Source organism: Roseovarius sp. THAF9, assembly GCF_009363715.1.
Lineage (GTDB): Bacteria > Pseudomonadota > Alphaproteobacteria > Rhodobacterales > Rhodobacteraceae > Roseovarius.
The window spans coordinates 3,638,200-3,664,624 of record NZ_CP045404.1 but is presented as its reverse complement, the minus strand read 5'-3'; the positions used below and the strand labels follow the sequence as shown (position 1 = coordinate 3,664,624).

General features: G+C 58.7%; 17 protein-coding genes and 1 tRNA gene. 8 read left to right on the top strand and 10 right to left on the bottom strand.

The window, feature by feature from the left end; all coding sequences use genetic code 11:
- Nucleotides 1–52: 52 nt before the first annotated feature.
- The 6 genes from rpsO to FIU86_RS17950 all read right to left on the bottom strand — a co-directional run bounded on the left by rpsO (nucleotide 53) and on the right by FIU86_RS17950 (nucleotide 4,744).
- A complete protein-coding gene (gene rpsO, locus FIU86_RS17975; protein ID WP_103762904.1) occupies nucleotides 53–322 on the bottom strand; it encodes a 30S ribosomal protein S15 in 270 nt (89 codons plus the stop codon).
- A gap of 159 nt (nucleotides 323–481) precedes the next feature.
- Complete coding sequence (locus FIU86_RS23055; protein WP_152476335.1) at nucleotides 482–1,480, bottom strand: calcium-binding protein; 999 nt, start codon at nucleotides 1,478–1,480, stop codon at nucleotides 482–484.
- 167 nt (nucleotides 1,481–1,647) lie between these two features.
- Entirely contained in the window at nucleotides 1,648–2,601 is a 954-nt protein-coding gene (locus tag FIU86_RS17965; protein ID WP_152476334.1) for an NAD(P)-dependent oxidoreductase, read from the bottom strand.
- 90 nt (nucleotides 2,602–2,691) lie between these two features.
- A complete protein-coding gene (locus FIU86_RS17960) occupies nucleotides 2,692–3,720 on the bottom strand; it encodes a LacI family DNA-binding transcriptional regulator (RefSeq protein WP_152476333.1) in 1,029 nt (342 codons plus the stop codon).
- Nucleotides 3,721–3,849: 129 nt separating this feature from the next.
- Nucleotides 3,850–4,242, bottom strand: a complete 393-nt coding sequence (locus FIU86_RS17955; protein WP_152476332.1) for a hypothetical protein — start codon at nucleotides 4,240–4,242, stop codon at nucleotides 3,850–3,852.
- A gap of 13 nt (nucleotides 4,243–4,255) precedes the next feature.
- Nucleotides 4,256–4,744: a hypothetical protein gene (locus FIU86_RS17950; protein ID WP_152476331.1), complete on the bottom strand. Its 489-nt coding sequence runs from the start codon at nucleotides 4,742–4,744 to the stop codon at nucleotides 4,256–4,258.
- A gap of 203 nt (nucleotides 4,745–4,947) precedes the next feature.
- On the opposite strand from FIU86_RS17950, the gene FIU86_RS17945 reads away from it, so the two are divergent.
- Nucleotides 4,948–5,024: transfer RNA gene (locus FIU86_RS17945), tRNA-Arg, on the top strand.
- Between the two features lie 752 nt (nucleotides 5,025–5,776).
- A complete protein-coding gene (locus FIU86_RS17940) occupies nucleotides 5,777–6,736 on the top strand; it encodes a T9SS C-terminal target domain-containing protein (RefSeq protein ID WP_152476330.1) in 960 nt (319 codons plus the stop codon).
- Between the two features lie 120 nt (nucleotides 6,737–6,856).
- Here the strand turns inward: FIU86_RS17940 and FIU86_RS17935 are convergent, their stop codons facing one another.
- On the bottom strand, nucleotides 6,857–8,347 hold the full coding sequence (locus FIU86_RS17935; RefSeq protein WP_152476329.1) for a hypothetical protein: 1,491 nt from the start codon (nucleotides 8,345–8,347) through the stop codon (nucleotides 6,857–6,859).
- A 337-nt stretch (nucleotides 8,348–8,684) separates the two neighbouring features.
- Between FIU86_RS17935 and FIU86_RS17930 the strand changes: the two genes are divergently transcribed.
- The 3 genes from FIU86_RS17930 (at nucleotide 8,685) to FIU86_RS17920 (ending at nucleotide 17,916) form a co-directional block, all read left to right on the top strand.
- Nucleotides 8,685–9,587, top strand: coding sequence for a 2OG-Fe(II) oxygenase (locus FIU86_RS17930; RefSeq protein ID WP_254703879.1), 903 nt, complete (start codon nucleotides 8,685–8,687; stop codon nucleotides 9,585–9,587).
- Between the two features lie 749 nt (nucleotides 9,588–10,336).
- Nucleotides 10,337–14,527: an Ig-like domain-containing protein gene (locus FIU86_RS23050; RefSeq protein ID WP_152476328.1), complete on the top strand. Its 4,191-nt coding sequence runs from the start codon at nucleotides 10,337–10,339 to the stop codon at nucleotides 14,525–14,527.
- 1,037 nt (nucleotides 14,528–15,564) lie between these two features.
- Entirely contained in the window at nucleotides 15,565–17,916 is a 2,352-nt protein-coding gene (locus FIU86_RS17920) for an acyltransferase family protein (protein ID WP_172977549.1), read from the top strand.
- A gap of 661 nt (nucleotides 17,917–18,577) precedes the next feature.
- On the opposite strand, the gene FIU86_RS17915 is transcribed toward FIU86_RS17920, so the two are convergent.
- Nucleotides 18,578–20,323, bottom strand: a complete 1,746-nt coding sequence (locus FIU86_RS17915) for a glycosyltransferase family 39 protein (RefSeq protein ID WP_152476326.1) — start codon at nucleotides 20,321–20,323, stop codon at nucleotides 18,578–18,580.
- Nucleotides 20,324–20,437: 114 nt separating this feature from the next.
- Between FIU86_RS17915 and FIU86_RS17910 the strand changes: the two genes are divergently transcribed.
- From FIU86_RS17910 to FIU86_RS17900, 3 genes are all read left to right on the top strand, one after another.
- Nucleotides 20,438–21,928 carry a UbiA family prenyltransferase gene (locus FIU86_RS17910; RefSeq protein ID WP_172977548.1) on the top strand — a complete coding sequence of 497 codons (1,491 nt, stop codon included), beginning with the start codon at nucleotides 20,438–20,440 and terminating at the stop codon, nucleotides 21,926–21,928.
- Nucleotides 21,925–22,293, top strand: coding sequence for an EamA family transporter (locus tag FIU86_RS17905; protein ID WP_152476324.1), 369 nt, complete (start codon nucleotides 21,925–21,927; stop codon nucleotides 22,291–22,293). Before FIU86_RS17910 ends, FIU86_RS17905 begins: the two co-directional genes overlap by 4 nt.
- Before the next feature lie 329 nt (nucleotides 22,294–22,622).
- Nucleotides 22,623–24,623, top strand: coding sequence for an acyltransferase family protein (locus FIU86_RS17900; RefSeq protein WP_152476323.1), 2,001 nt, complete (start codon nucleotides 22,623–22,625; stop codon nucleotides 24,621–24,623).
- 363 nt (nucleotides 24,624–24,986) lie between these two features.
- Here the strand turns inward: FIU86_RS17900 and FIU86_RS17895 are convergent, their stop codons facing one another.
- Nucleotides 24,987–25,247: a hypothetical protein gene (locus FIU86_RS17895; RefSeq protein WP_152476322.1), complete on the bottom strand. Its 261-nt coding sequence runs from the start codon at nucleotides 25,245–25,247 to the stop codon at nucleotides 24,987–24,989.
- A 325-nt stretch (nucleotides 25,248–25,572) separates the two neighbouring features.
- On the bottom strand, nucleotides 25,573–26,226 hold the full coding sequence (locus tag FIU86_RS17890; RefSeq protein WP_172977547.1) for a CpsD/CapB family tyrosine-protein kinase: 654 nt from the start codon (nucleotides 26,224–26,226) through the stop codon (nucleotides 25,573–25,575).
- Nucleotides 26,227–26,425: the final 199 nt, after the last annotated feature.

Sequence of the window (26,425 nt, the reverse complement as noted above, 5' to 3'; positions counted from 1 at the left end):
TGCCCGCTCGGCGGAGCGGGCATTCGTCGTGAAGTCCGGGTGATCGGTGCGTTTAGCGGCGGATGCCGAGACGCTTGATCAGGTCCTGATAGCGGCCTTCGTCCTTGCCCTTGAGGTAGTCCAGCAGCTTGCGGCGCTGGGCGACCATCTTCAGAAGGCCACGGCGTCCGTGGTTGTCCTTCTTGTGGGTCTTGAAGTGCTCGGTCAGGGTTGTGATGCGCGAGGTGAGGATCGCGACCTGAACCTCGGGCGAGCCGGTGTCGCCTTCCTTGGTCGCGAATTCTTTCAGCACCTTGGCTTTTTCTTCGACAGTGATCGACATCGGGGTCTCCTTTGGTTGAGGGGTGAAGGGCACGAGCCGGGATGTCGTCCAGCAAGGTCCTGTGGAGATACCTGCCGTTTCAGCGGCAGATGCGGGCGTATAGGAGATTCTTGTCCGTTTGGAAAGGGGGATTTGCGTGGGCGGCCCTGGGAGTGCGGATCAGCCCTCGGTCTGTGGGATCAGGGTGATATGCGCCAGCGTCAGGGCGGCGTCGCTGGTCACCTCGGCCACCACCTCTCCGTCCAGGAGGATGCGATGCAGGCCGGGCACATCCGTACCACCTTCGATCGAGACATCCGGAGCGGCATCGCCGGTGTCGTCGTAAAGCAGCACGAGATTGTCCTCGGAAGTATTGAAATCAACGATCTGGCCCTGGTGCTGGGCATCGAGCCAGTCACGGAGGATAAAGCTGTCGGCGCCGTTGCCGCCGGTGGCGATATCGCCCGCGCCAAGCGAGATCCGGTCGTCGCCGGCGCCGCCGTTCAGGTAATCCTGGTCGTCTTCGGGCGGGGTGCCTCCGGGCGCGATGCCGCTGAGCTGATCGTTGCCGTCGCCGCCGAAGAGCGTATCGGACCCGGCGCCGCCGTCGAGCGTGTCGTCGTCGAGATAGCCGTGCAGCGCATCATTTCCGGCGCCGCCCGACAGGGTGTCGTCGCCTTCGCCGCCCAGAAGACTGTCGTCGCCATCCTCGCCGTCAAGCAAGTCATCACCGTCGTGGCCAAGGACGCTGTCGTTTCCGTCACCGCCTGAGACCGTGTCATTCCCGGCCCCGCCATGCAGGGTGTCGTCGCCGCGGTCGCCCGAAACGGCGTCATTCCCGTCACCGCCGTTTGCGACATCGTCGCCGTCGCCTGCCAGAATCGTGTCGTCGTCGTCGAGGCCGTCGAGAAATTCGTTGATCGATGTGCCCGAGAGAGTGTCTGCTACGGTGGTGCCGCGCGAGACGCCGTAGTCGTCGCCCTCGGGGTCGTCTGCCGCATCCTCGGGTCCGGTGGCGATGTCGAGCAGTGCGCTGCTGTTGGTCGTCATTTCGGGCTGTTCTGTGTCGCCGGGCGTGGTGACCTCGTCGCGCGCATTTTCCGTGGAGAGCTCTTCGAACCCCCACATGGCTGCGGTGCTAACGGCCACCATACCGATCAGACCAGCAAGGAAAAGCATTGCAAAAGACCCACGAAAACCCCCGGTCGAAAAAGCCACGGCCGGGACGATTCTTCAATTCAAACCGCGCGCCATGGTTAACAGGTCGCCGGCTCTATCCTTGGCACGGCTGTGTCAAACAAACGTTAAGATCCGATTAATTCTCGGTCTCCAGACGTGTTCTTGCGTTAGCTGATCCGGCCGGGGGCATACACTTCGTAGCCAGTTTCTTCGGGTTCGTCATCGACCATTTCGGCGGGGAAGCCTGGCGCGGTGATGTCGAGGCCCGTGGCCTCTTCCAGCCGGCGGATAATGTCATCGGACTGCGCCCGCAATCCGTAGCGGCGGATGCCGTCCTCGAGGATAGAGATCATCAAGGGCGAGATTTCCAGCGGCACACCGGCACGGTCGGCAATCGCCTGAAACAGGCCGATATCCTTTTTCACGAGATCCATGGTGAAGTTGATGTCGCGGGACCCGTTAAGGATGACCTGGCTTTCGGTTTCGTGCACGAAGGAGGTGCCGGAGCTGATGGCGATGGCCTGATACGTGGTGGCAAGGTCCATGCCGGCGCCTTTCATGGTCACCAGCGCCTCGCACAAGGTCAGAAGGTTGGCGGTGGCCAGGTAATTGGTCATGACCTTCAGCACCGACGCGCTGCCCAGATCGCCGGTATGCAGAATGCGGCGGCCCATGGTTTTCAGCAGTGGCAGGATGCGGTCGAACGTGGCGCGGTCGCACCCCGCGAAGATCGAGATATTGCCGGTATCGGCCCGGTGGCAGCCGCCCGAGACGGGGCAGTCGACGGCCGCGCCGCCCGCGGCGATGACCTGGCTGCCGAGACGTTTGACCTCGGCCTCGTCCGTGGTGGACATCTCCATCCAGATCTTGCCGGGGCCCATATGGGGCAGCATCTGGCGCAGCACCGCGTCCGAGGCGGCGGGCGAGGGCAGGCAGGTGATGACGGCATCGCAGTCTTGCATCATCTGCGCCGGGCTTTCGGCGGCCTGTGCGCCACGCGCGGTGAAGCCGGCAACGAGGTCGGGGTCGAGGTCATGCACGGTCAGGTCGACGCCGTTGCGCAGGAGCGAGCCCGCGAGCTTGCCGCCGACATTGCCGAGCCCGATAAAGCCGGTTTTCATGGTTAATGCCCCCATTGCTTTCCAAGTATGGTGGGGGGCGAACAGGGCGGGGTCTGGCCTGTCCGCGACAGGGCAAGGGCGGGGAGCGCCCTAATGGCGGCGCAGGGTATCGCCGTAAGTGAGCGTCGGCTCCAGCACGATCCGCGACGGTACGCCCGGGCTATCTGTGCCGGAGGCGCGGGCGACAATGAGTTCGGCGGCGCGGCGGCCGATTTCCTGCCGGCAGGACTCCATCGTCGCCAGTTCGCGCGGCAGGCCCTTGATCAGGTCGACGCCGTTGAAACCGGCAAGGCCCATCTGGCCGGGAATGTCGATGCCCTGCTCGGTCAGATAGAGCAGGCCGCCCGCGCCGATCAGGTCGTTGGAATAGTAGATGAAGTCGAGGTCCGGGCTGCGGGCCAGCACGTCGCGGGTCATCTCGCGGCCCTTCTTCAGGGCCGACCCACCGGAGTAGAATTCGCGGTCCTCGATTTCGATCCCGGCCTTTGCGAGGGTTTCGGTGAAGCCCTCGAAGCGCTTGCGGGCGCGGTGGTCGAGCGGCATCTTGGTGCCGAGAAAGGCGATGCGCCGGTACCCGGCCTTGATGATCGCCTGTGCCATCTGCGACCCGGCACGGCGGTGCGATATGCCGACCACCGAGTCGATCGCGGTGCCGTCCACATCCATGATCTCGACCACCGGGATGCCCGAGGCGCGGAGCATGGCGCGCGCCGCGTCGGAATGCTCCATCCCTGCGATGATCACGCCCGAGGGGCGCCAGGAGAGCATTTCGTAGAGGACTTTCTCTTCTTTCTCCGGCCGGTAGCCGGTGACGCCGACAACGGGCTGAAGCTCGGTCTCGTCGAGCGCCTCGGAGATGCCTGTCATGACATCGGGAAAAACCATGTTGGACATCGAGGGGATGACGACCGCGACGAGGTTGACCCGCTGGCTGGCCAGCGCGCCGGCGATTTTGTTGGGGACGTAGCCAAGGGCGCGCGCCGCCTCCAGCACGCGCTTGCGTGTGGCGTCCGACACGTCGCCGCGGTTGCGCAGAACGCGGCTGACCGTCATTTCCGACACGCCCGAAGCCTCGGAGACGTCGCGCAGGGTCAGGGGGCGGGTGTCGTGTGATGTCATTGCACGGGGCGTTCCTGTCAGGGGTCGGGCGATCCTAGCCGAACCGGCGTTACCCCTGCAAGCAGGGCTTACTATGCATCCGGCGTCGGGTCTGGGTCTGCCTCATCCGCGTGCGGGGCAGGGGGCGAGTTAGGATCGAAAGCCTCCACCGAAGTATCGAGCATGACTCAACGCCGACCTTCGCTGACCCCCGGCGGATATCTGGGCCCTGAGGATTTCGGGCTCGGTCACAAGGACCGGCAGCATGTCGAGACCAGCCTCGCGCACCGGCGTGAAAAGCCCGGCAAGCCGGGTTGGATCTTTTATGGCGGAAAACTCGGGCGGGGCATAATCTCTCAGCACCGTATCGTTGCCTGTCCAGTTGTCGTGGTTCACGGTCGTCATGATGTCCCGGATCAGCGCGACGGCGAAGCTGCGCTCTACCATCTCCTGAGCTGCCGCATCCCCGGTTATGAGCGCGAGGGCGAAAAGGGCCGCAACGATGCGTTGTGATGTTCTTTTCAATGCCAGACGTGTTACCATGACCAAGACCATGTCACCCCGACACGGCCACCGGTCTGGTTCCTTCAAAGCCGTGGGCGAGACCGGCCTCGAACTGCGCGGTGTCGCTCGCGCGGCAGACCATGTTAAGCGCGAAAGCGGTCTTGCCCTCGAACGCGCCGACGCCAGTCGACAATGCGAAGGTCCGGCCGCTGGACACGTAAGGCGTATCGAGGGCCATCGCCGTCGCGATACCTTCCTTGTTGCTTGAGATGCCACGCGCGTTCGACGCAATCTCCCTGGATTTGGCGGCAATCGATCCTGCGTTGGCCTGTACCGCGCTGGTCAGTGCCGCCGTCGGCAGCGCGGAGGTGTCGACCGCGAGATTGCCCGCCGCGTCCGTCGTCGGGCAGTCCACAACGGGGCCTTGAGCCGCTGTGCTGTCAGCCAAGTTGATGCCGGGCGACGCGTAGGTGTTTTGCGGATTGCCGAGAGCGAACTGGTTTTCGTTGATGGCCGTCGCCGTTGCAAAGTTGCCGAACAACAGAGACCGCTCTCCGGTCGCGACGGCACCTTCCCCGACCGCCGTGGACCGCACAGCGCGCGCGCTGGCAAGATGCCTGAACGCCTGTGCCCGCTCCGCCGTGGCCTAGCTCTGCCAGCCGGTGGCCGTGGCGCCGGTGCACGGCAAGAGTGTGTCAGCGCCATCGTGACACGCGCCCACGATTGGGCTAGGAAAGCCCCAGCGGCCCTGTGGCTCAACTGGATAGAGCAGCCCCCTCCTAAGGGGCAGGTTGCAGGTTCGAATCCTGCCGGGGTCGCCAGATATTTGATTTAGAACACAGATTTTATAAGCAAATATAGTATATGTTTTTTCGACCCTCCAATAGTTCCGCCAAGTATGCATTGGTCTCTGATCGTGTTCTCACTTTTTGCCGGGTGGGCGAATAGCCGTCATTCGCTAGGGAGGTTGGTACTGTCCGCTATGCGGAGGAAGCACCATTTGGCTGCAGTTTTGTCAAAGTCGGCTTTGGTAATACAGCAGTACCAAAAAATTGGTGTTAGCTTCGCGGGTCACAAAGCCACGGCAAAACCTATATTGGGTAGTCGCAACAGAGATTAGAGAACCAGATGATAGCTCGGTGAATATCAGCTATACGTCGAGCTAAATAAACCCTACATGCGCGCCTAGCACAAGAGCGCTAGTCTTTCGTTCAAGAAATTGGACTTCAACCCTTTCATAATGGCCTGCTGCCGGTGGAACTCTTTGATAACACTGTTCTGGCGACGCCGGGCTCTGCAAACTACTGTGATAAGTCGCCGATTCACATTTCAGCCTTCTATGGCAGACCACACCCTTTGATGGCACCCGGCTTCAGGCCGAAGCGGCGCCGTAGAGCCGGGGGCTATAAAGAGTGATCTGGACCGGGCTTCTGCACGCGGTTGGAAGGTTGTTGGCGCTATGCCGCCGGGAGAAGTCAAAGTGGACAGACCCAATCTGCGCAGTATACCTTTTTCTCTGCGCCATTCATGGTGCAATTGCGTGGGCGCCACAATACCGAAGAGGACCAATCCGATGAAAGTCGTTCTTTTGCTAGTGATTGCGGTCGCAACCTCCGTTCTGGGGGCCGGGTATTTTACGGATCGTTTACCCCTTACGGCGGAGAACGGCGCGCGCTCAAGCGATGTCGTGTTGGCCAACCTGCTGTCGGGCAATACCACGCCAAAGACGCATGTGCGCAGCTTCATAATCGGCAACAGCTTGGTGAACCATGAGGCGGGCCGGGGTTCGGACCTGACCTCGGTGCCCTACTGGCTCGCGCGGCTTGCCCGGCAGGATGGCAACACCTATGCGATGGCCGGCACCTACACATTGCTCCGCGAATTCAAAGATAAGGGGCCGGAATCAACCTGGTCCTTCAACGGCGTGACCAGTGCCTGGAATTCTGATGGCGGGGTCAGCTTTGGCGATGCGGATTTCACCTCGGTCCAGATCAACCCGCTCAACTATGTTCAGTGGCGCGGACCGACCGAGCCCTACTGGGACGACAACGGAACGCCAGTTGGCGCTACTCTTGAGGTGATCGACGTTGTGACGGCGGCGGAACCGGGGATCGAGGTGCTGATCTACGAGGGCTGGGCGGATATGGGGCCGTTCGTTTCGGGCGACTTTCCACCGTCGCCAAGGGCGTTCGCCAAGTATCATGCCTACAATCTCGGCGAATACCATGAATGGTATCTCGAGTATGTTCGCGAACTGCAAGCCGCCCGGCCGGATGTCGATATCCGGTTGATTCCGGTCTCATCGGCCCTGTCCACCTTGCTGACCCAAAGCCCGCTCAACCAGTTGTCGCCAACCGACCTCTATGAGGATGACGCCCCACACGGAACGCCGACAAAATACTTCCTCGCGAGCCTCGTGACCTATGTCGGCACCTATGGCAAGCTGCCTCCCACGGATTTTGCCGTGCCGCCAAGCGTGCATCCACTTGTACGGTCAAACTATGCCGAAATAGTCGCGGCCCTTGGAGGCTGAGCTGCCGAGCCGCCGCGCGTCGTGGCGTAGACACGATGACGAAGAGCGTTCTGACCGACGGCTGAAGGTCTTGATTGTGCCGATCACGCTCTGCAGCAGAAGCTGTGCATGAAAGTCATGTTAATCCCGATTTTCGAAGCGTGTGGTCTTGTTCGATGATGAAACGTGTCGCCGGGATGCTTTTGTGAACTCTCGGCGGTATGCAAGCTCTGGCGGTGGCGCTGGATCCGTGTTCGGCGCGGACTCGGGAGCCTGCTCTGTGGTGGTACCCCGCAGCGGAGCTGTCTGATACAGCCCCATCATGGAACCGGCGATCAGCCAGACGATCGGACTGACCGTCGCATTGGGAATCTGGTCGATCAGGTTGATCGACATGACGACGCCAAGGCAAGAGGAGGCGAGACCGAGGCTCAGCCGGATGCGGGCCAAGCCGAGTAATATCATCGGTAAGGTCAGCAAGCCGAATTGTGCGAGATACCCGATCCAGCCATAAACACCAATAACGATAATCCAGTAGCCGTCCGTCGTGGAGATGTTCTGTCCCTCTTGGTTGTAAACGAAGTTTCGACCCCAGCTGCCCCAGCCTCCCAGAGGTTTCTGCTCTGCTTTCTCGAGAAGCAGGTCCTCGTTGTCGAGGCGGTACTGCAACGAGGCCGCGCGTTCTTCGTTGATCGACTCAGCGATCTGGTAGACCTGTTCTGTCGGCACGAGATCGGACCCGCGCAGGATTGGATAGAGCAGCACCGTCGCGGCGAGGACGGCGGCAACGAGCCCTTGTAGGCGGGGGCTCAACAGAAGGACGAGCGGGGCGGCCAGGAGACTCAGGCTGAGCGGTCCGAGCGAGCGGCACAAAAGCAGGACGAAAAAGAGATAAAAGGCAGCCATCATCCATCTCGCGCGCATCTTGCCGTCCGGACTAAGCCGCACCATCGCGAGGCACGACACGAAGGCGGTTGCTACGGCGATCGCGAGCCAGAGGCCATGATTGAGGAACACCAGAGGTCTGAACCCGTTTCCCCGGACATGCATCTCGAAAATATGGGGGAAAAATCCGTAGATCATCTGATTGAGCTGCGGACTCATGCGAGACTCGAACAGGATCAGCGGCGAATAGGCGAGAATTGAGAGCACCAAAACCCGAAGCAGGATCCACTGGCCCTCTTCCGTGCCCAAGTAGCGGCGGCCCAGTAGAAAAGGCAGAATCATGACCAGCATACTGAGAACCATTGAAGCCGCGTCATAGGGCCGAATGGCCGGCAGGTACGTGGCGCCTATGATGATCGGCTGTCCGTTTTGCAGGGCGGTGATGACCGGGCCGACCGTGAGCAACGCAATGAGTCCCCAGAAGATGCTCTGCCCGCGCGCGATCTTGAAGGGATGGGGGTCAGAGCGCGACGCGATAAGGCACATCAAGCCGGCGCAGCCTGCTGGGATCAGCGTCTTGTCGACAGGCGGAAGTACGGGCAAATCAAACCCAGCTCGCAACGGCAGCAAGAGATAGCCCGCGACAATAGACCAAACCAGCGCGTGCTGGAGGGGCATACGCTTGAACAAGATCACCACCACTAAAGGAAAGGTAAAAAGAACAATATAGGCGGTGAGGTTCGGCATTCGGTCGTTCAGCGGCCTCTCGAAAGCGTCCGATCATTCTGCGAGAGTTTTCGGTACGACACAACTAAGCAGCTTGCGCAATTGGGGCGAAGCAGGTGAAATTCGCACTCGTTCTGGAAACACGCTGTTTTCCGGTGGGGGGCGCCTCCCGTGCGCGGCCCTTTTTATCCCTGGCTTGACCGGCATGAGGCCGAGCTCTGACATAAGTTGGAATATCAAGTCTTTCGCCGATCTCGCGCCGCAGAATATGACTGTAAGGACCCGGCCATGCGACGGATGCGAGAACCATCGAATGGCGGACGCGAATACATAGAAACTACTTGAAAAAATAGAACGTTTGGGCAACCCTTCGGAACTGGTTAGTATTCTTTTTGGAGACTGTCCGTTAAAAGCGGAGCATTACGATATGGCAATTCTTAATCTCGATCCCGAAACCCTTTTGATATCAACCGATGCCGCGCGGAATGCGGCGAAGCCGCATGCTGAAATCTATCAAAACAGAGAACCCTACCCATATGGTGGGTTCGACGATTTCCTGCCGCCTGAAATACTCGACCGCGTGCTCGAAGAGATGTCGCAACTACCCGACGCGGAAACCAGCTTTGATAGGGCGCAGGAGAAGCTCAAGACAAGCTATCAGCCCGAGCGCCTTCCACCCTACACCCGCGCGCTCTTCTATGCGCTCAACTCCCGCCCGGTCCTTGCGTTTCTCGAGGAGCTGACGGGCATCCGCGGACTTATTCCCGATCCGTATTTCATGGGCGGCGGGATCCACCGCGTCGCAAATGGTGGGCATCTTGATATTCACGCGGACTTCAATCACCACAAGCTCATGAATTTGGAGCGGCGGCTGAATATCCTGATCTATCTGAACAAGAACTGGAAAGAAGAGTACGGCGGCTCGTTCGAGATCTGGAACAAGGACATGACGGAAAAGGTCGAAGGCTTCGTTCCGGTTTTCAATCGCATGTGCTGCTTCAACACCAGTTCCGACAGTTGGCATGGCAATCCCGAAACGGTCAACCACCCCAACGGCGAGGCCCGCATGTCGATCGCGCTTTATTACTATACCGCGACTTGGGACAGTACGCGCAAGGGACACACAACCTTGTTTAAACCCCGTCCTGGAACCGCCGACCAACCCGATCGGGTCATCGCGCGCCGAGAGTGGCTTCAGGATGTTTTGCCACCGTTCATCCACCGCAAAATAGGCCATCGTCTGCAGCGCTTCGGTTTCTGAAGCAACGTCGCCGCGTACCCGGCACCGAGAATCAGGCTTTCGAGGTGTTTGTCACGTCACGAAACCGGTCGATTGAACTCGAACTTTCGGCGTGTCCAGTGTGGCGGGCTTTGCCGGAAGCTTTGCAAAACAGAATCAATCGATGAATTTTTGGACATCCGGCTGTTTTCAGCTGTATCTGTCCGTGCGCGGCATTATGAACGCAGTTCCTGGCGGCGGACACGCATCAGGCGTCCGGCGGGAACGTGTCTTTCGCGACATCGCTCCGATGAATAGCGTTACTTCCCAAAGTCCTAACGTGTGCCAGGACTCCGGGCTGGGGTTCAGTGACCGCCGCAGCACGCAAATTCCGTAACACGTCGTCATGCAAAGCCACGCGATCAAGAGGCAAGTTTGTGCCTCCGGCGCAACGGCAATTGAGCGATTTCACGCCGCTCGAGCGGAGACCGATTCACGTTAGTTTTATTTTCATATAGCAGTTCGATAACCACTCGTGATCAATAAACGTGGATAAGCAGTAACGTTCACAGTTCGTAAACAGTGTGGGGTACGCTGGTCGCTTAACGCGATTTCCGGCGCACGGGACTGGTGCGCCTGCGTCTCTGAACGGCGCCTCCTTACCCTCTATGTACATGTGTAAATGCGGCGGAAACCGGGCAGAGGTGCCGAATTTTACCACACCTTCGCCCAAAAAGCACAAAAGAAACCGGGTATTTGCCCGGCAACCGAATACGTGAAGGACTTTAAACATGGCGATCTCGCAAGCGACGATCAACAACCTTTTTGCCACGGACATGTCGGCACAAGGTAACGACGATCCGGCCGTTTCTTTCGGTCTGTCCAGTATCTCCGATTTTTCGGGACAGATGCCGTTCTTGGATATCACCAAAGTGATGCGGACGTGGATCGGCCATGAGCCAGGCCGCTGGGGCGGCTGGGGGGAAAGCGACCTCGAGGCAGGGGGCTACCTGGACGAGAACGGCTGGCCCACCGCCATTCCTGACGAACTCGACCGGATCGGGTCCGCTTGGGATATGAGCGGAGCGATGGCCGATGACGCAGGCGGCACCTACGTTCTTCAGTATGAGGGCGAAGGCACCATCAATATTAGCGGTGCCAACGTGATCAGCCAGGAAAACGGCCAGATCACGTTCGATTTCAACGGCGGCACGCTGTTGATGGATATCCTTGAAACAGATCCGAACAACACCGGCGACTATATCCGCGACATCTCGATTGTCCGCGAAGAACATCTTGAGCTCTTCGAAGCTGGCGCGATGTTCAACCCGGACTGGCTGGCTCTTTTTGCTGACTCGCGTGAATTCCGATTCATGGACTGGATGGAAACGAACAATTCCCACAGGGTGACTTGGGACGATCAGACCGCACTGAACAACTACACATGGTCCGGTGATGCTCCCGTTGAAGTCATGGTTCGACTTGCGAACGAGGCCGGTGTTGATCCGTGGTTCAACATTCCGCACATGGCCGATGACGATTATGTGCGTCGATTTGCCGAATACGTACGGGACAATCTCGATCCGGACCTTACAGCGAGAGTCGAGTATTCGAACGAAACATGGAATTGGGCCTTCGAGCAGGCCGGATGGCTGCGCGATCAGGCTGCGGCGGAGTGGGGCGACACATCCTATCTCGGCTATCAGAATTATCATATCATGCGCGCGACCGAGGTCGGTCGGATCTGGGAAGACGTGTTTGCGGAAAACTCCGACGCGCCGACGCTTGTAAACGTGCTTGGTGCACAGCAAGACAACCCTTGGTTGGCGGATCAGATCCTGTCCGGTTCAGGCTGGCAGGCGAATGATCCGGCAGGCTTCATCGACCCGGCAACCGTTTTCGAGGAACTTGCCGCCACGACCTATTTTGGTGTCGGTGTCGTGGTCGACGACTCGACGCGTACACAATTGATCAATGCGATCCAGGATCCCAATATCGACGCAAACGAGTGGCTTACCGCCTATCTCAGGGATACGTCAATTCCCAACGTGATCTCTTCGCTGCGCGAGATGGAATCGATCGCAGAGAATTACGGAATGGGGCTCGTCGCATATGAAGGCGGCCAGCATGTGCATCACAGTTTTGCTGTAAGCGGCCTTTCACAAGCTCAGATCGAGACCCTGACCCAGTTCTTCACAGACTACGTGCGCGGGCCGGAGATGGCGGCGCTTTATCAACAGTTGTGGGATGGATGGACCGAGGTCTCAGACGGCGCCTTCATGCAGTTCGTTGACGTAGAGCCGGCATCGCAATGGGGCTCCTGGGGGCTTCTCGACAGTCTCAACGACACCAATCCGCGAGCGGACTACATTTTCGACCAAATGGAAAACGCCTCGACTTGGTGGGGCGCCAGCGCAAACCCGGCCTATCTTCAGGGTGTCACGGAAACCGGTACATCTGGTGACGACATCATCGTGGGTACGGATGCGGAAGACTTCCTTGCCGGCGGCGCAGGCGACGATGGGTTCATGGTCGGAGACGGCGATGACGGCGTCAACGGCGGAGACGGTCAAGATACATTGCTGCTGCGCGGCGCGCCCGAGAACTATGCCATCACGGCGTCGGGCGACGGATATATCATTTCCGGATTCAGTGGTCAGAAATACGTAATCAATATCGAGGAGTTCGTGTTTGAGAACGGCGACGTCCTGTCGCTCGACCAGATGCTCAACGCGCCGGGAAATCCTGTCGACCCTGTCGACCCTGTGGATCCCGTGGACCCAGTCGATCCCGTCGATCCCGTGGAACCGCCGGCCAATGGTGCTCCTGCGGCACGGGACGATGCTGCCGCGGTGGTTGAAGGCAACACCGTTCTGATCGACGTTCTTGCCGACGACAGCGATCCCGATGGCGACGCACTTGTCATTGACAGCGTTGGAGCAGCCGCTAACGGACAGGTTCTTATTGATAATGGTCAGGTCCGATACACCCCCGATGATGGTTTTACCGGGACTGATACGTTTACCTATACCATCGCCGACCCGAGCGGCGCCGAATCCACTGCCAGCGTGACGGTGAACGTGAGAGAGGATTTGACACCGGTAGAACCTGCTCCGACGCCAGTTTCGGATGTGCGCAGTTACGTGGTTGGCAACAGCTTGGTGAACCACGAATGGGGTCAAGGCACGGACCTGACCTCGACCCCCTATTGGCTCGCGCGTCTTGCCGCGCAAGATGGCAATACCTACGCGATGTCGGGTATGTATAGTTTCCTTCGCGACTTCGAGAATTCTGGCCCTGAGGCCAACTGGACTTTCGACGGCGTGACCAGCGCCTGGAGCCCGGACAGCGACATCAGCTTTGCGGACGCGGATTTCACGTCCGTCCAGATCAATCCTCTGAACTATGTCCAGTGGCGCGGGCCGACCGAGTCCTACTGGGATGGTAACGGCTCGCCCGTGCAATCCACGCTCGATATAATCGACTACGTGACCGCGGCCGAACCGGGAGTCGAGATCCTGATCTATCAGGGCTGGGCAGACATGGGCCCATTCGTTTCCGGATCTTTTCCGCCTTCCGCGCAGGAGCTCGCAGACTATTACGCCTATAACCTGGGCGAGTATAACGACTGGTACACAGAGTATATGAGCGCGTTGCAGGCGGCCCGGCCGGATGTCGAGATCAAGATGATCCCGGTCGCAACGGTTCTGTCCACGCTGCTTACCCAAAGTCCCCTCAACCAGCTGTCGCCCACTGACCTCTACGAGGATGACGCCCCGCACGGAACGCCGACGAAATACTTCCTGGCGAGCCTGGTGACGTATGTCGACACGTTCGGTTCGCTGCCACCGGCTGATTACAACATCCCTGCGGATGTGCACCCGCTGGTGCGCGCGAATTACGCTGACATCGTCACGGCGATCGGCAACGAGATGGGAATCGACGGCGGCGCAGGCACCGGCGTTCTGCAGGGTGACGGCGGCAATGATACGCTCAACGGCAATGACGCCGACGAGGTTCTGCAGGGGGAAGGCGGCAATGATACGCTCAACGGCAATGGCGGCAACGACAGCCTGCTGGGCGGCACCGGGTTCGACTCGATTTTCGGCGGCGACGGCAACGATACGCTTTTTGGCGAAAATCAGGCCGACTTCCTGAGCGGTGGCAACGACCAGGACCACCTTGATGGCGGCGACGGCGCAGACCAGATCCATGGTGACGCAGGCAACGACACGCTGCTTGGCGGGTTGGGCTCGGACCGTCTCTTTGGCGGGGACGGCGACGACTGGATCGACGCAGGCTTCAACTTCGGCGCGTCGGTGGACGGTGTCGAAGGCGGCGCTGGCAACGACACGATCTTTGGCGGCGACGGCTTTGACCTGCTGCAGGGCGGCACCGGCGATGACGAGATCCATGGCGGCGCCCAGGCCGACAACATTTACGGCGAAGACGGCAACGACACGCTGAACGGCGAAGCCGGCTTTGACCGGCTGTTCGGCGGCGCCGGGGACGATCTGCTGGAAGACTACGAAGGCTTCGGCGGCCAGTTCGGCGGCTCGGGCAACGATACGATGCGCGGTGGCGATGACAGTACCACCTTCTTCGGCCAGACCGGCGATGACCTGATCGAGGCCGGCGGCGGCGACGATCGCATCGGCGCGAATGCCGGCTTTGACACGATCGACGGCGGCGCGGGCAACGACCTGATGTTCGGGGATTTCAACGCCGACACCTTCGTCTTCCAGGACGGCCACGGTGTGGACACGGTGGGCGATTTCGACGCACTCAACGCTCTGGAAAAGATCGACCTTCAGGCGGTCACCTCGATCACGTCGCTGGCGGATCTGAACTTGGGTTCGACCACAAGCGGCGCGGCCACGCAAGCGGGCGCCAATGTTGAAATCGATACCGGAAACGGCAACCTGATCATCCTCAACAACGTGTCCCTCAGCGACCTGGATGCCAGCGACTTCATCTTCTGATCGGACCCTTCACCTTGTCTGACGTCAGCTACCTTGTCTGACGTCAGCGCCCACCGGGCAGATTCAGCGGTTTGAGCAACGGAGGCTTTCAGGCGCATCGCGGCTTCAAAGGAGTGGAGCTATGGACGCCCCCTGCACAAGGTGTTTTCGGGGCGACGGCACCTACAGCATTGGATGCGTCAATCTATCCGGCCTTTTGTGGAGCTTTCTTGCATCTGGCATCGATGGGATCCGCTTGTTTTCATGTCTTCTAAAGCGGTTCCATTTCACGTTGTAGCGTATCCGACCTGGCGAAAGTAGTTCTAGCACTCCTAGGGTGTGAACAAGTCGCAGACGTCGCCGAGCGCCTCAAACAAGCCGATAAAACTCCGTGCGCCAATTCGGTGAAGCTGGAGCTTTCAGCTTTGAGAGTGGCATTGCGAAACGTGAGTGAATGCGACGAACCGGAAACCCCATAGACTCGAAACGATGCCCACAATGATGCGCGCTGGCGCAAACCTCCGTGGCGACAGTTTTCGGGAAAGGTCCTGACACGTGGCGCCGAGGCTCGATCTGGTAACCTCATTCGAGATCACCTCGCCTTCATTAGTCGCGACACTGCGAAAAGTTCTTCGCCTTTGTCGGTCCGAGTCCGAGTTGGGCTCGAAAATACTCGCAGTCGTGGAACAAAAATAAGTTGTCAGTGCTGCCACAAGAAGGCAGGTTTGCGCTCGAAGGGCTTTTCAATTCGAGAAACAGGAGTCTTGGTATTTGTGACAAGCCTATTTTTATAGTGTTATTTTTTAGGTGTCAGTTCTGGTTTTTCAGGAGCTTTTCGTTCCACGCACAAGAACCGTTGACGCGGTGCGCGCAGAATTTCACCGATTAGGGCATCCAAGAGAATTTCAGAGGGACCTTTGACCGTCAAAGCATACCAAGAGACCGCGCGACCCTATGTTGGTGTCAAGGCTGTCAATGCGCCGGCCTACGTCGAGACGATCTTTGATCTCTACGATTCAGGGGCGATCGTCGTTCCGATCAACGATCCCGCACTTCAGATGCCGCCGCAGATCAGTTTGACCTCGGTTGAGTCACCCCGGTCGGGCGGTGGCTGGCTGCAGCGATCTTTTGGTGAGTACCCGCCTGACAGTATAGCGCAGATCACCTTTACGTCCGGGACAGAAGGCACGCCCAAGGGCATCGCAATCTCTCATCGGGCTTTGTCGGATACCGTCAGCCGACTGAACGACGTAATGGAAGTTGATGAAACCATCCGCGAGTATATCGGTGTCCCGGTCTACTACTCTTTCGGTTTTGGTCGCTGCCGCGCCGTGTGTCGCGCGGGCGGAGCGGCCTACATCCCAGAAAAGGGTTTCAGCCTGACCGACTTCGCAGCGATGCTGAGGGATGGGAAGGTCAATGCGCTGTCTGCGGTTCCAACCCTGCTGCGCCTCGTCCTGCGCAACCCGGAACTCTTCGATCAATGCGGCGCGCGGTTGCGCTGGATCGAAATTGGCAGTCAGTACATGGCGCCGGAAGAAAAGGCGGCCCTTTGCGAGATCTTCCCGAATGCTCGCATTGTCATGCATTACGGCATGACCGAGGCATCGCGCACCACGTTTCAGATCGTGTCCGAGACGACAGGCGAGGCTCTCGGCGGCGTTGGTCATGCCTACGGCGAGGTAGAGCTCGCGCTGGCGCCGGATGGCCGCATCCGGATCCGCGGACCCCACGTGGCCTCTTATGCCTTGGAACAAGGCGAACAGCGCGATTTGACGGATATGGACGGGTGGTATCAGTCAAACGATCTTGGCGAATTCCGGGATGGCCAGTTGTGGTTTCTGGGACGTGCCGATGACGTGATCAATGTGTCTGGCGTCAAAGTCTCGTCGGAAGCAATTGAGCAGAAGCTGCATGCCGTTGTTCCTGACCCGACCCGCGTCGCGGTCACACCTTTTTCCGATCCGTTGCGAGGCGAAAAGGTTCTGGTCGCAACCGAACCGGATGCGGGACTCGAGTTGGAGACACTGAAAGAGATCGCCGAAACAGTTCTGACAGACATCCATCCCGCGCTGAAAGGCGCGGTGCAGGTCAGCGAGATCGACCACATCCCCCGCACCCAAACCAACAAGGTTCGCCGTAAAGCTTTGCGCGAGACGCTCATGGCCGCGTCGGAAGACAATGCTCCTGCATCAGACATGCCCCCTGCCCGCGTCCGCGCGGCAACTCGTCTGGACACCGTCATCGCGTTGTTCGAGCGGCAGTTTCCCCGCGCGAAGATTACGCCGGACACGACACTGGAGTCGGTTGGCGGGACGTCCCTCGACTATGTCGAGTTGAGCCTCGCTCTGGAACAAAGTCTTGGCCACGATCCAGGCGATTGGCATACAGCGACAGTTCGTGAGCTTGCGCAGGCCGCAGGCTCTGACGGCTGGTCTCTGAAATTCGACCAGATGGCCGCGCGCGCCGCATGCGCGTTTCTTGTCGTGTTGGCGCATGTGATCGGTGACACGCCCGAGAGCGGATTGCACCTGCCGGGTGATCATCCGATGCGGCTCTTCAACGAGTTCGCCAACTATTTCAAGATGCCACTCTTCGCCTTTGTCTCCGGCTGGTCCTTCGCCCTTCTGGGAACAGCCGCAATGCGGCCAGCTAACTTCGCCCAGTCAACGTTCAAGACGCTCATCGTGCCCACGGTGCTGAGCATGCTGGCATTCGCGGGTCTGGTCAGTGCAATCGGCCGCAGTTCCGGCGCGCATCCTCCCGGACTGGCCGATGTATTCCTGTACCCCTACGAGCATTTCTGGTTCATCCAGACCCTGATCCTCCTCGTGGTTGTTGTCTATGCCGCGATGCGGCTTCCGGAGCGTCTGCGGTTTATCGCACTTTCTGCGCTCGTGGTGTTGCCAATCGCGATGCCGTGGCTTTTCGGGACCAATATCCTGTCGATTAACGGCATCCTGGTGTTGGGTCCATTCTATGCCTTGGGCATCCTGCTGAGCGACAAGATCGCGACCTTGGCGCAGCGGCCCGGGCTTACCCTGATCGTGATCGGCGCCACGTCGCTCGCAGGCATAGTCTTCGCCTATCTGGTGTTCGACCGGACCGGGGGCGTCCTGCTGATGCCACATCCCGCGGGTTTTCTGATTGGCCTGCCGCTTGTGTTCCTCTGCCTGCTCGTTTCGGCGTACCTGCCGTTTGTCAAACGCATAGCACCCTATACATTCTACATTTATCTCTGGCACGTCTTTGCAACCTCGGCGACCCGGCGCGCGCTCTACTCTGCCGGTGTGGAGGATCTGGGCATACACATAGTCGCGGGGCTGGGCGCAGGTATCGCCGTTCCGGTCCTTGCTTGCCTCGCTCTGCAAAGGTTCGGCCTCTTCGCTGTGTTTAGCGGAAGATGGTGATGCAGTTATGGAGTTCCCCCGGTTTCGTGGACACTTTTTCCCTGATGAGGGAGTGTGTTTTTCATACCGAGAACGAGGAATCCGCACCCGACGGGATTTAGGGAGCAATTGGTTGCACTAGCGCGAGCTGAGCGCAGTGTTGAATGCCTGGCGCGGAGTACGAACCCTGCGCTGGCACGATTCATGACTGGGCCAAGCAGGCGGAAGCTGAGGATGGTGAACGTGATGACCGCCTGACAGGCGCTGAGCTGGAAGGGTCGCGTCAGTTGCGGCGCGAGGTGAAGCAGCTGCGCCAAGAACGAGATATCTTGTCAAAGGCTGCGGCGTGGTTTGCACAAAACGATGTGACATCGCGGAGGTCTTCAAGTTCTTGACCGCGACCCAAGCCGCGTATTTGATCCAGTTGATGTCGCGCACGCCGGGGGCGTCCCGCAGCGGTTTCTATGCCTATAACAGCCGACCACGCTGTGCCCGGCAGATTGCCGGTGATGCGCTGACCGACCGTATCGCCACCAAACACTCAGAAGCATCTCACGTCGTCGCAGGCGTCAATACGGCACTTGGCCGACGCCACCCGCTTTGGCGGGATCGAGAAATTTCTCACATTCATGCCGTGTACAAGGGCGTGTCTTTCAGCGACCCAAAGCCGTCGCGCAAAGCGTCAGCCACTCGCATTATCGTCTGCCTCGGCACATTCGAAGACGCTGATCTCTCGTTCGAGAAAAAGTGGCTTTCTCGGCTCGATACTGTCGACGATCGTGCAGCGCCCGACCAGTTCTTCTGCAAAGGCACGGATGAGCTGCGAGGAGACCTCGTTGCGCATGTAGTCGAGATCCTTGAGGATCACCACGGTAAACCCTTGTTTCAGCCAGTAGTCCAACTGCCATTCCTGTGACTGCAAGGGCCAGGCATGGGCTTGAACGGTGTAGTCTTCGGCGTCCTCATCGACGTGCTCTAGCCCGTACATCGCAACTGGCATGGGAAAGATGAACTGAGCGTCAGGCGCCTCAGTCTTTTGCAACCGTTCCTCGGCCATGTCAGGTAATGTCACTTGGTACTTCTCGGCCAGTCGCTCCCAGCGAGCGATCTGCATATCGCGGGCAGCCTCCTTGATCGGTATGTCCGTTTCGACCATGCTGAGCACCCGTGTACCGACATACCGGTCGCGCAGAATGTCATCAGTCTCAAGATAGACCGGGTCTGCGATGGCCTGCATGATCGGACGTGCGGCACCCAAGGTCGCAAGACCGACCCCCGCGATGATCAGAACCGTGACCACAGGGCGAAGGCCGGATCGCACGCCGGAAAGCAACCCGGCCAGACCCAGCCCGGCCAAAAGGAGGAACCCAGCGAAGTTGCCGATCCAGAGGTGCTCGGGCTGTCGCGGACCAACCAGAACCGCCGTGCTGAGCGTGCCGATCATCAAGGCGAGCCAGATCATTAGCAGGTGTGGCTTGAATCGCCGCGCAATTATCGGTGCGAGCAGACAAACGGGAAACACCAAGGCGACAAGACCAAAGACCGGGGTTAGCCCAAGCACGAGATGAGGCAGTCGTGCGGCCAGGGTTGCGACACCGCTCAACGGTCCATCGTTGCCACGAATGGACATAACCGACTGAATTTGCTGGTACTCGAGGAAGGTTTTGAAGTCCAAAATGGTGCCGATGTTTAGGATTGGCCAGAGGATCAACACCACGATGATACCTCGCAAGAAAGCCAGCCCGGCGGCACGCGCGCCCTCGCGAAAGCCCAAGATGAGCAGGTGTCCGAGAGCAAGCGGCGCAAGCACGAACACGGCGGAATGCTTGAAGCTTAGGGCCAGTACCACAGCAAGACCGAAGAGCGCGTCCCAGCGGAACGGACGGTCTGTGCCGACGCGCGCCAGCGTCGCGGCGATGGCTGCCACGATAAACGTCGCCATCGCAACATCGCCCTTTGCGATATGAGACTGGTAGACCGCCAGCGGAAAAAGCGCCGCCAGCAACCCTGTGATCAGCGAGGTACCCGGGGCCAGACCGATTCGGCGCGCGCAGAGGTAGAAGATCGGTGCCAAAAGCGCACCGAAAGCCGCCGTGACCAGCCTGGCGGTGACGTAGAATACCGTAGGATCGTCGAAGTACTGCGCACGAAAGGATCCGACGCCATCCCACCACCCGAAAGGAAGGCCGACGGCAAAGAGGGCTCCAAAAGCGATTCCGTTCACGTAGTTTATGAACGGCGGGTAGAAGTGCTGTCCCGGAATCAGATCCCCCGTCAGCACCTTGGCGGCATCCGAGATCCTCTCGTCGCCATGGAAATAGCCATAGTCGACGCCCAGTGCACGAAGGACAAAAGCAAGCAAAAAAAGTGCCGCGCACGGGAAAATAGTTAGGAGGATCGCAGGTTTGTGTTTAAGCAAGAAACGCATTTGAAATCTGAATTCGAGAGCAAAATTGCCTTTTATTGATAGCCGCACGCGAGAATGGTCACAATACCCAGGTGTTCACAGCAGATGCCTTGCGCTCTTGGGATGGAGATGAACATGTCTGCCCAGGACCACGCTTTGCCGACAAAGCAGGCTAAAAGCCCGGCTGCCATGCCTCTTTATGTAGATCTCGACGGAACGCTCATCCGGTCTGATGCGGCACAGGAAATGCTTATTGCAACCCTGAGGAAACCGGACGGCATCAGAGCACTTCTTCGTGCCGCGATGAACCGTGATGTAACGCAAATCAAGCGCGTCTCTGCCGACCATGCGCTGCTGGATGCCGCGCGTCTGCCCTACAATGCGGAAGTTGTCGACTATCTCGCCGAGGCCCGGGCCGAGGGACGGCGCGTCGTTCTGGCCACGGCCGCGGATGCCAAGGTTGCGCACGCCGTGGCCGATCACCTCGGTGTTTTTGACGCGGTGATTGCCACTGAGCCCGGTGCGAACCAGAAAGGCAAGGTTAAACTCGCGGCCATCAAGCGCGATTGCGGCGATGCGCCTTTTGAATATCTGGGCGACAGCGACGCCGATTTGCCGATCTGGCAGGCGGCTGCGGGACGCGGCTTTGTCAATCCGACGGGTAAGGCATATGACGCGTCGAAACAGGCGGGCGATGCCCTGACAGTCCTTGTGCAGGACAAGCCTGATACGCGGCGCGGCCTGATCAAGGCGATGCGGCCGCATCAATGGGTGAAGAACGTTTTGGTCTTCATCCCGGTTCTCTTTGCCCATGCCTATGGCGATCTGAAAACCGTGGCCCTGGCCTGTGCCGCTTTCGTTGTGTTTTCGGCTCTGACATCCGGCACCTATCTGATCAACGATCTCTTTGATATAGAGGCCGATCGGCAGCATCCGCGCAAACGCAACCGTCCGTTTGCAGCTGGCGTAGTGACGCCCCTGACCGGCGTCAAGGTGGCCGTGGCGCTGATCGGTGGCGCGCTTTTGGCAGGATTCTGGGGGATAGGCTTTGGGTTCGGTATGGGGTTGCTCTCCTACCTTGTGATGACGATGACCTATACCTTTGTGCTCAAGTCGCTTTCGACCATCGATGTGATCGTGCTGGGTCTGCTCTTTACGGTTCGCGTGGTCGCGGGCGGTCTGGCGACCGGAATCCTGATCAGCCCTTGGCTGCTGACCTTTTCTTTTTTCTTCTTCGTCAGTCTCGCCTATTTGAAACGTTACATCGAACTGTTCAAAATGAAGGATGCCGAAAAGCTTCCCAGCCGGAACTACTGGCGCGAGGAACTGTCGGTGGTTCAGAGTTTTGGAATCACCACGGCGGCGCTCAGCCTGCTGACGCTATCTCAATACCTCATGCACCCGGACGTCCGTCTGACCTATTCCGGAAAGGACTTGCTGTGGCTGATCATTCCTCTGCTCATGTTTTGGACATATCGTATTTGGATGTGGGCCAGTCGCGGTAAGGTGCATGACGATCCGGTTCTCTTTGCCTTCAAGGACAAGATCAGCCGTATCTCTCTCGGCCTGATGCTTTTGCTGGTCATTCTCGCCCGCTACGTATCCTTGGAGCCTATACTGCAATGACGATCGCCGCCTTTACGCTTATTTTCGCCAGTGTTTCGCTGTCGGCGCTTGGCCAGACCCTTTTCAAAGCGGGTGTCGGGCAGGCGCATTTCGCCGAAGGCGCCTCGACCCTGTTAAAGGCCGTCAGTCTCTTGACGTCGCCAGGTGTGCTTGCCGGGCTGGCAGCCTATGGGGTGGGCACAGTGCTTTGGTTGTTTGCGCTCAAGCGGATCGATCTGTCGCTCGCCTATCCTTTTGTCGCGATGAGCTTCGTCATGGTGGCCGCGTCTGCTGTGCTGTTTCTTGGTGAAACGCTAACAATAGCAAGAGTTGTCGGTCTATCTCTGATCGTGGCGGGCCTTCTGGTGATGGCATTCGGCCACTAACGATCAACGCTTGATGACTTTCACAGAGAGGTGGGCAAACCCGAGGGATTGTCAGCCCTCACTCAAATGAACTGAACGGAACTGGCCCAAGTCCGGACAAGGTGACTCGCAATAGATTTCTCAAGGTGCCTGTTCGGTCCATTGCAGACGGGATTTCCAGAACGCGTTTGCGACTGTGTCTTGTCTGCACATCGGCTGCGGATAGGCGCCAAAAAAGTTAGCCTGCTGAAACGAGTGGTGATAAAGCTCAGATAATACGGGCCGGAATTGTCTTTGTGTTTGCAAAGCGCTGCCGCAACGAAGGTTGTCTTGGATCGATTGATAAGTTCATGATTCACGGATATCGGGCCGAGATAGACGGATTGCGCGCGATTGCGATCATTCCGGTCGTACTTTTTCACTTCAATCTTGCAGGTCTCCAAGGCGGTTTCGTCGGGGTGGATGTCTTTTTCGTAATCTCGGGGTTTCTGATCGGTGGAATCCTGTGGGACGAGCTTCGCGAGACCGGTCGTATTCGATTGGGGCGGTTTTTCCTGCGTCGTGTCCGCAGGCTTGCGCCCGCCTACTACGTGATGGCATTCGCAAGCTTTATCGCCGCTTGGTTTATTCTGCTGCCCTTCGAGTTCCGCGAATTCGGCAAGGAATTGATCGCGGCCACGGTTTACCTGTCCAACGTCCTGTTCTGGCGGAGCGCCGGTTATTTCGACGTGCTGGGCGAAGAACGGGTACTCCTGCATACCTGGTCACTCGCCGTCGAAGAGCAGTTTTACCTCTTCCTGCCTCTCTTTCTCTTGCTTCTGGCGCGGGCCCGGACAGCCTTGCCATGGGTACTGTCGACGATCGGTCTTGTTTCCCTTGCGGCCTGTATCGTAGTCACAGAAACATCCGCTACGACAGCCTTCTACTTGTTTCCTTTTCGGGCGTGGGAGCTTCTGGCGGGCGTGCTTTTGGCCATCTATGGGCGCGAGAGCGGGTTCAAATGGGAGATCGGTGCCTGGGTCAGCTGGGCTGGCCTCGCGCTGATCCTGTTGGCTGTCTTGATGCTGGAACCGGGAGACGCCTTTCCTGGAGCGCTGGCGCTGTTGCCGGTTGCAGGCACCGTCCTGATGATTGCGAACGGCAAGCAGGCCAATCCGGTGAACCGTGTCCTGACGACACCGGTGTTTCTGTTCTTCGGGGCGATCTCTTATTCCCTTTATTTGTGGCACTGGCCGATCGTGACCCTGGCGAAGTATTACACCGGTGATGCTCTGGGCCTTGGGATGTCTGTTGTGCTGATTGCCATCTCCGTTGCGGTTGCCTGGCTGTCTCTGAAATTGGTGGAAAACCCGGTCCGGCGTAGCAGCATCCGTGCAATACCTCTTTTTTCGGGGTATCTGGCAGCGTCGGCAGTGGTGCTGGGCGTCGGGTTCGTGCTCTATTCAAAAGACGGACTTATCGAGCGTTTTGGCCCCACTGAACGCCCTGCTATCCTCGCCACACGGGATTTCCTACAGGACTGGAGCCGATGTCACACGCCGAGCGAGGGCGCCTTTTCCGGCATCGAGATCTGCCCGATCGGTCCGGAGGGAGCCCCCCGGGTGCTGATCTGGGGAGACAGCCACGCGCGGGCCTTCAAGGAGGGTCTTGAACATCTTGCGTTTCAGGAGGACGTGCCGGGTATTTTGATCTGGCGCGCGGGATGCCCGCCGCTTCTCGGCCTGAGCAAGACCGAAAAGGCGGCCACCGCCTTTGAGGACGCCGCGTGTACGCAGAGCAATCAAGCCATGGATGAGGTTCTGAGCAAGCTGCCCGGATCGATTGATGCAGCGCTCCTTCTGGCTCGGTGGACCTACTACGCCGATGGCCGCGGCATCGGGGCCGATGCGCAAAACCGGATCAGCCTGTCACCTGCGCCCGGTGCGCGCATTTCCGGCGAAACCGCGCCAGAGTTGCTTGTGCAGGCTTTTGGGGAAACGATACAGCGCCTGTCGGATGCCGGTGCTGAGACGTTCGTTCTGCGGCAGGCTCCCGAAATCTTTGATTTCGGGGCGAGGGAAATGGCGCGCGCTCTGGTCTACGGGCAAATGACGTTGCGGGATGTGACAAACACCATTGCGACGACGAGTCGGAGGGAGCTGAAAGAACGCAATGCGTCGGTCGATGCAATCTTGGCGGACCTCGGCGTTCCGATCATCGACATCTGGCCGCGGCTCTGTTCCGGAGACAAGTGTAGCGCGTTGCAGGGTTCAGAGATTTTCTATTTCGACAACAACCACGTCACGAATACCGGTGCGATCGCACTCAGCAACAGCTTTAAGCCGGTTTTCGATGCGGCAGGTGATCTGTAGGGCCGATCGATAAGTCTTGGCTCCGCTCGCTGACCTTCTCCAGTCGGACGCTTTAGATATCTTTGTCGAGAGCTTGGTCCTTTTCTGACCTTTGGTGAGACCCTCGCCTGGTGAGGCCGACGAGGCTTGAATGCGCGCGGAGTGATTGTCGCGACTGTAAAAACCCTCCACTTTCCGTCGTATCCGTTGCTACTTCCAATGATTGAGCAAACGCTACATCACGAAGCGGTAGGTTTCGTGGGAGATTTGGCGGGCGCATCCGGCGCGGGACATGGGCACCAGCGAAAGCCCCAGTGCGTTCGACCTGCGGTGGGTGATGGATTGGCGTGCGAGGGGATCGGTCAGTGTGCCCGAGTTTCTCGCTTAGCGACGCTTCGTCGTGCTCGCTGATACGCGGTGAACCGACCAAGCAGGAGATTGTGCAATGCGTGAAGATGACGCATGGGTAATACGTTTTCTGATTATTTCGCGCAAAATCATCAATAGCGGGCCTATCAAGGTCATCAGGATACCGACACCGACGTAAATTCCGAAGGCTGCGGGAATTGACTCGCCGCTAAAGAGTGCAAAAGCCGACGCCACGAGCCCCGAAACGATGCCGATGATGATGTATCCTAAGGTCATTACGTCTCCGGTTGAGCGCCTCTACTGGGCGTAGATTACGTACTAATCCTTAACAAACCTTAAAGGCGAGTTAGTGCACACCGGTAAACATGTCACGCGAAAACTAAGCTTAATGTGTGTCAAAAATGCGGCCAATGTGGCGGCAACCGCCGCACGCGATGGAAATCCGCCGATATCCGTTTTTTTTCGGCGAAGCCGTGCCTTTTTGCCGGATCGTCATAGAAATCTCTGGACATCAATTTCCGCGAGATGACGCAGTCAGCGCACCTAGTAGGCCAAATCAGGACCGCGATTCGAACCGCTATCTCGCGGAGGCAGGCCATTGTCAGTATTTGCCGTAAACGTGACCCTGGGTTTTCGATGGGTAGCGGCACTTGTTGAGTACCAGTCCCATCACGTTCGTGAGTTCGGCCACGTGGCGCTCTGCGACGTCGATCTGGGACATCGGCGTTTTTTCCGCTGCTATGACGATTAGAGCGCAATCCACGTTTTTAAGAAAACCAAAGTTGTCGTCGCTGTCCATGATCGGCGGGAGATCGAATAGAACAATATCCGGCTGGTACTTGGTTTCGATCTTTTCGAGAAACTCGGCCGTCATGCTGCTTTGCAGGATTTCGGACGGGTCCTGAACCCGTCGCTCGCTGTTGAGGCCGAAGGCCACATTGGGTCCGAAACGACGCGCCACATCGGAGAAATCGGCCTCTCGCCGCAACGCGTCAGCCGTGCCAAGAGATGGAAACTGGCCAAGCACATTCGTCATACCTTTGCGGCGTAGGTCGAAATCCAGCACCAGCGAATAGATATCCCTGTGTCTCGCGAGGCTGAATGCGAGGTTCACTGTGACGGTGGACTTGCCGCAGCCGGCATGAGGCGACACGAGGCCGATGCGCCGCCATCCGTTGTCATGCGCCTGCTGGAGCATCCGGGTGCGCAGAAGATCGAATGGTGCGCTTTCGGCGTCGTGTTCGTATGTCGTCACCCTGTTGCGCAATAACCACTTGCGGTCGATCTGCAGCGCCTCAAGGGCCTCCCACTCGGGTCGGTCGGTGTCGCTTTGTCCGGTTTTTGGGGGCGCCGCCGGCTTTTTTCGAAACCTCGGAGCGCCGGTTTCGGTCTTGTCGCGCTGTGCGCGGGCCTTCTCAATTGCGGCTTGGAGACGTTCCATCAGAGGTCCTCGT

Coding starts and splice junctions, on each gene's coding strand:
- rpsO (WP_103762904.1), bottom strand. CDS start 322: ATGTCGATCACTGTCGAAGAAAAAGCCAAGGTGCTGAAAGAATTCGCG.
- FIU86_RS23055 (WP_152476335.1), bottom strand. CDS start 1,480: ATGCTTTTCCTTGCTGGTCTGATCGGTATGGTGGCCGTTAGCACCGCA.
- FIU86_RS17965 (WP_152476334.1), bottom strand. CDS start 2,601: ATGAAAACCGGCTTTATCGGGCTCGGCAATGTCGGCGGCAAGCTCGCG.
- FIU86_RS17960 (WP_152476333.1), bottom strand. CDS start 3,720: ATGACATCACACGACACCCGCCCCCTGACCCTGCGCGACGTCTCCGAG.
- FIU86_RS17955 (WP_152476332.1), bottom strand. CDS start 4,242: ATGGTAACACGTCTGGCATTGAAAAGAACATCACAACGCATCGTTGCG.
- FIU86_RS17940 (WP_152476330.1), top strand. CDS start 5,777: ATGAAAGTCGTTCTTTTGCTAGTGATTGCGGTCGCAACCTCCGTTCTG.
- FIU86_RS17935 (WP_152476329.1), bottom strand. CDS start 8,347: ATGCCGAACCTCACCGCCTATATTGTTCTTTTTACCTTTCCTTTAGTG.
- FIU86_RS23050 (WP_152476328.1), top strand. CDS start 10,337: ATGGCGATCTCGCAAGCGACGATCAACAACCTTTTTGCCACGGACATG.
- FIU86_RS17920 (WP_172977549.1), top strand. CDS start 15,565: ATGCCGCCGCAGATCAGTTTGACCTCGGTTGAGTCACCCCGGTCGGGC.
- FIU86_RS17915 (WP_152476326.1), bottom strand. CDS start 20,323: ATGCGTTTCTTGCTTAAACACAAACCTGCGATCCTCCTAACTATTTTC.
- FIU86_RS17910 (WP_172977548.1), top strand. CDS start 20,438: ATGTCTGCCCAGGACCACGCTTTGCCGACAAAGCAGGCTAAAAGCCCG.
- FIU86_RS17905 (WP_152476324.1), top strand. CDS start 21,925: ATGACGATCGCCGCCTTTACGCTTATTTTCGCCAGTGTTTCGCTGTCG.
- FIU86_RS17900 (WP_152476323.1), top strand. CDS start 22,623: ATGATTCACGGATATCGGGCCGAGATAGACGGATTGCGCGCGATTGCG.
- FIU86_RS17895 (WP_152476322.1), bottom strand. CDS start 25,247: ATGACCTTAGGATACATCATCATCGGCATCGTTTCGGGGCTCGTGGCG.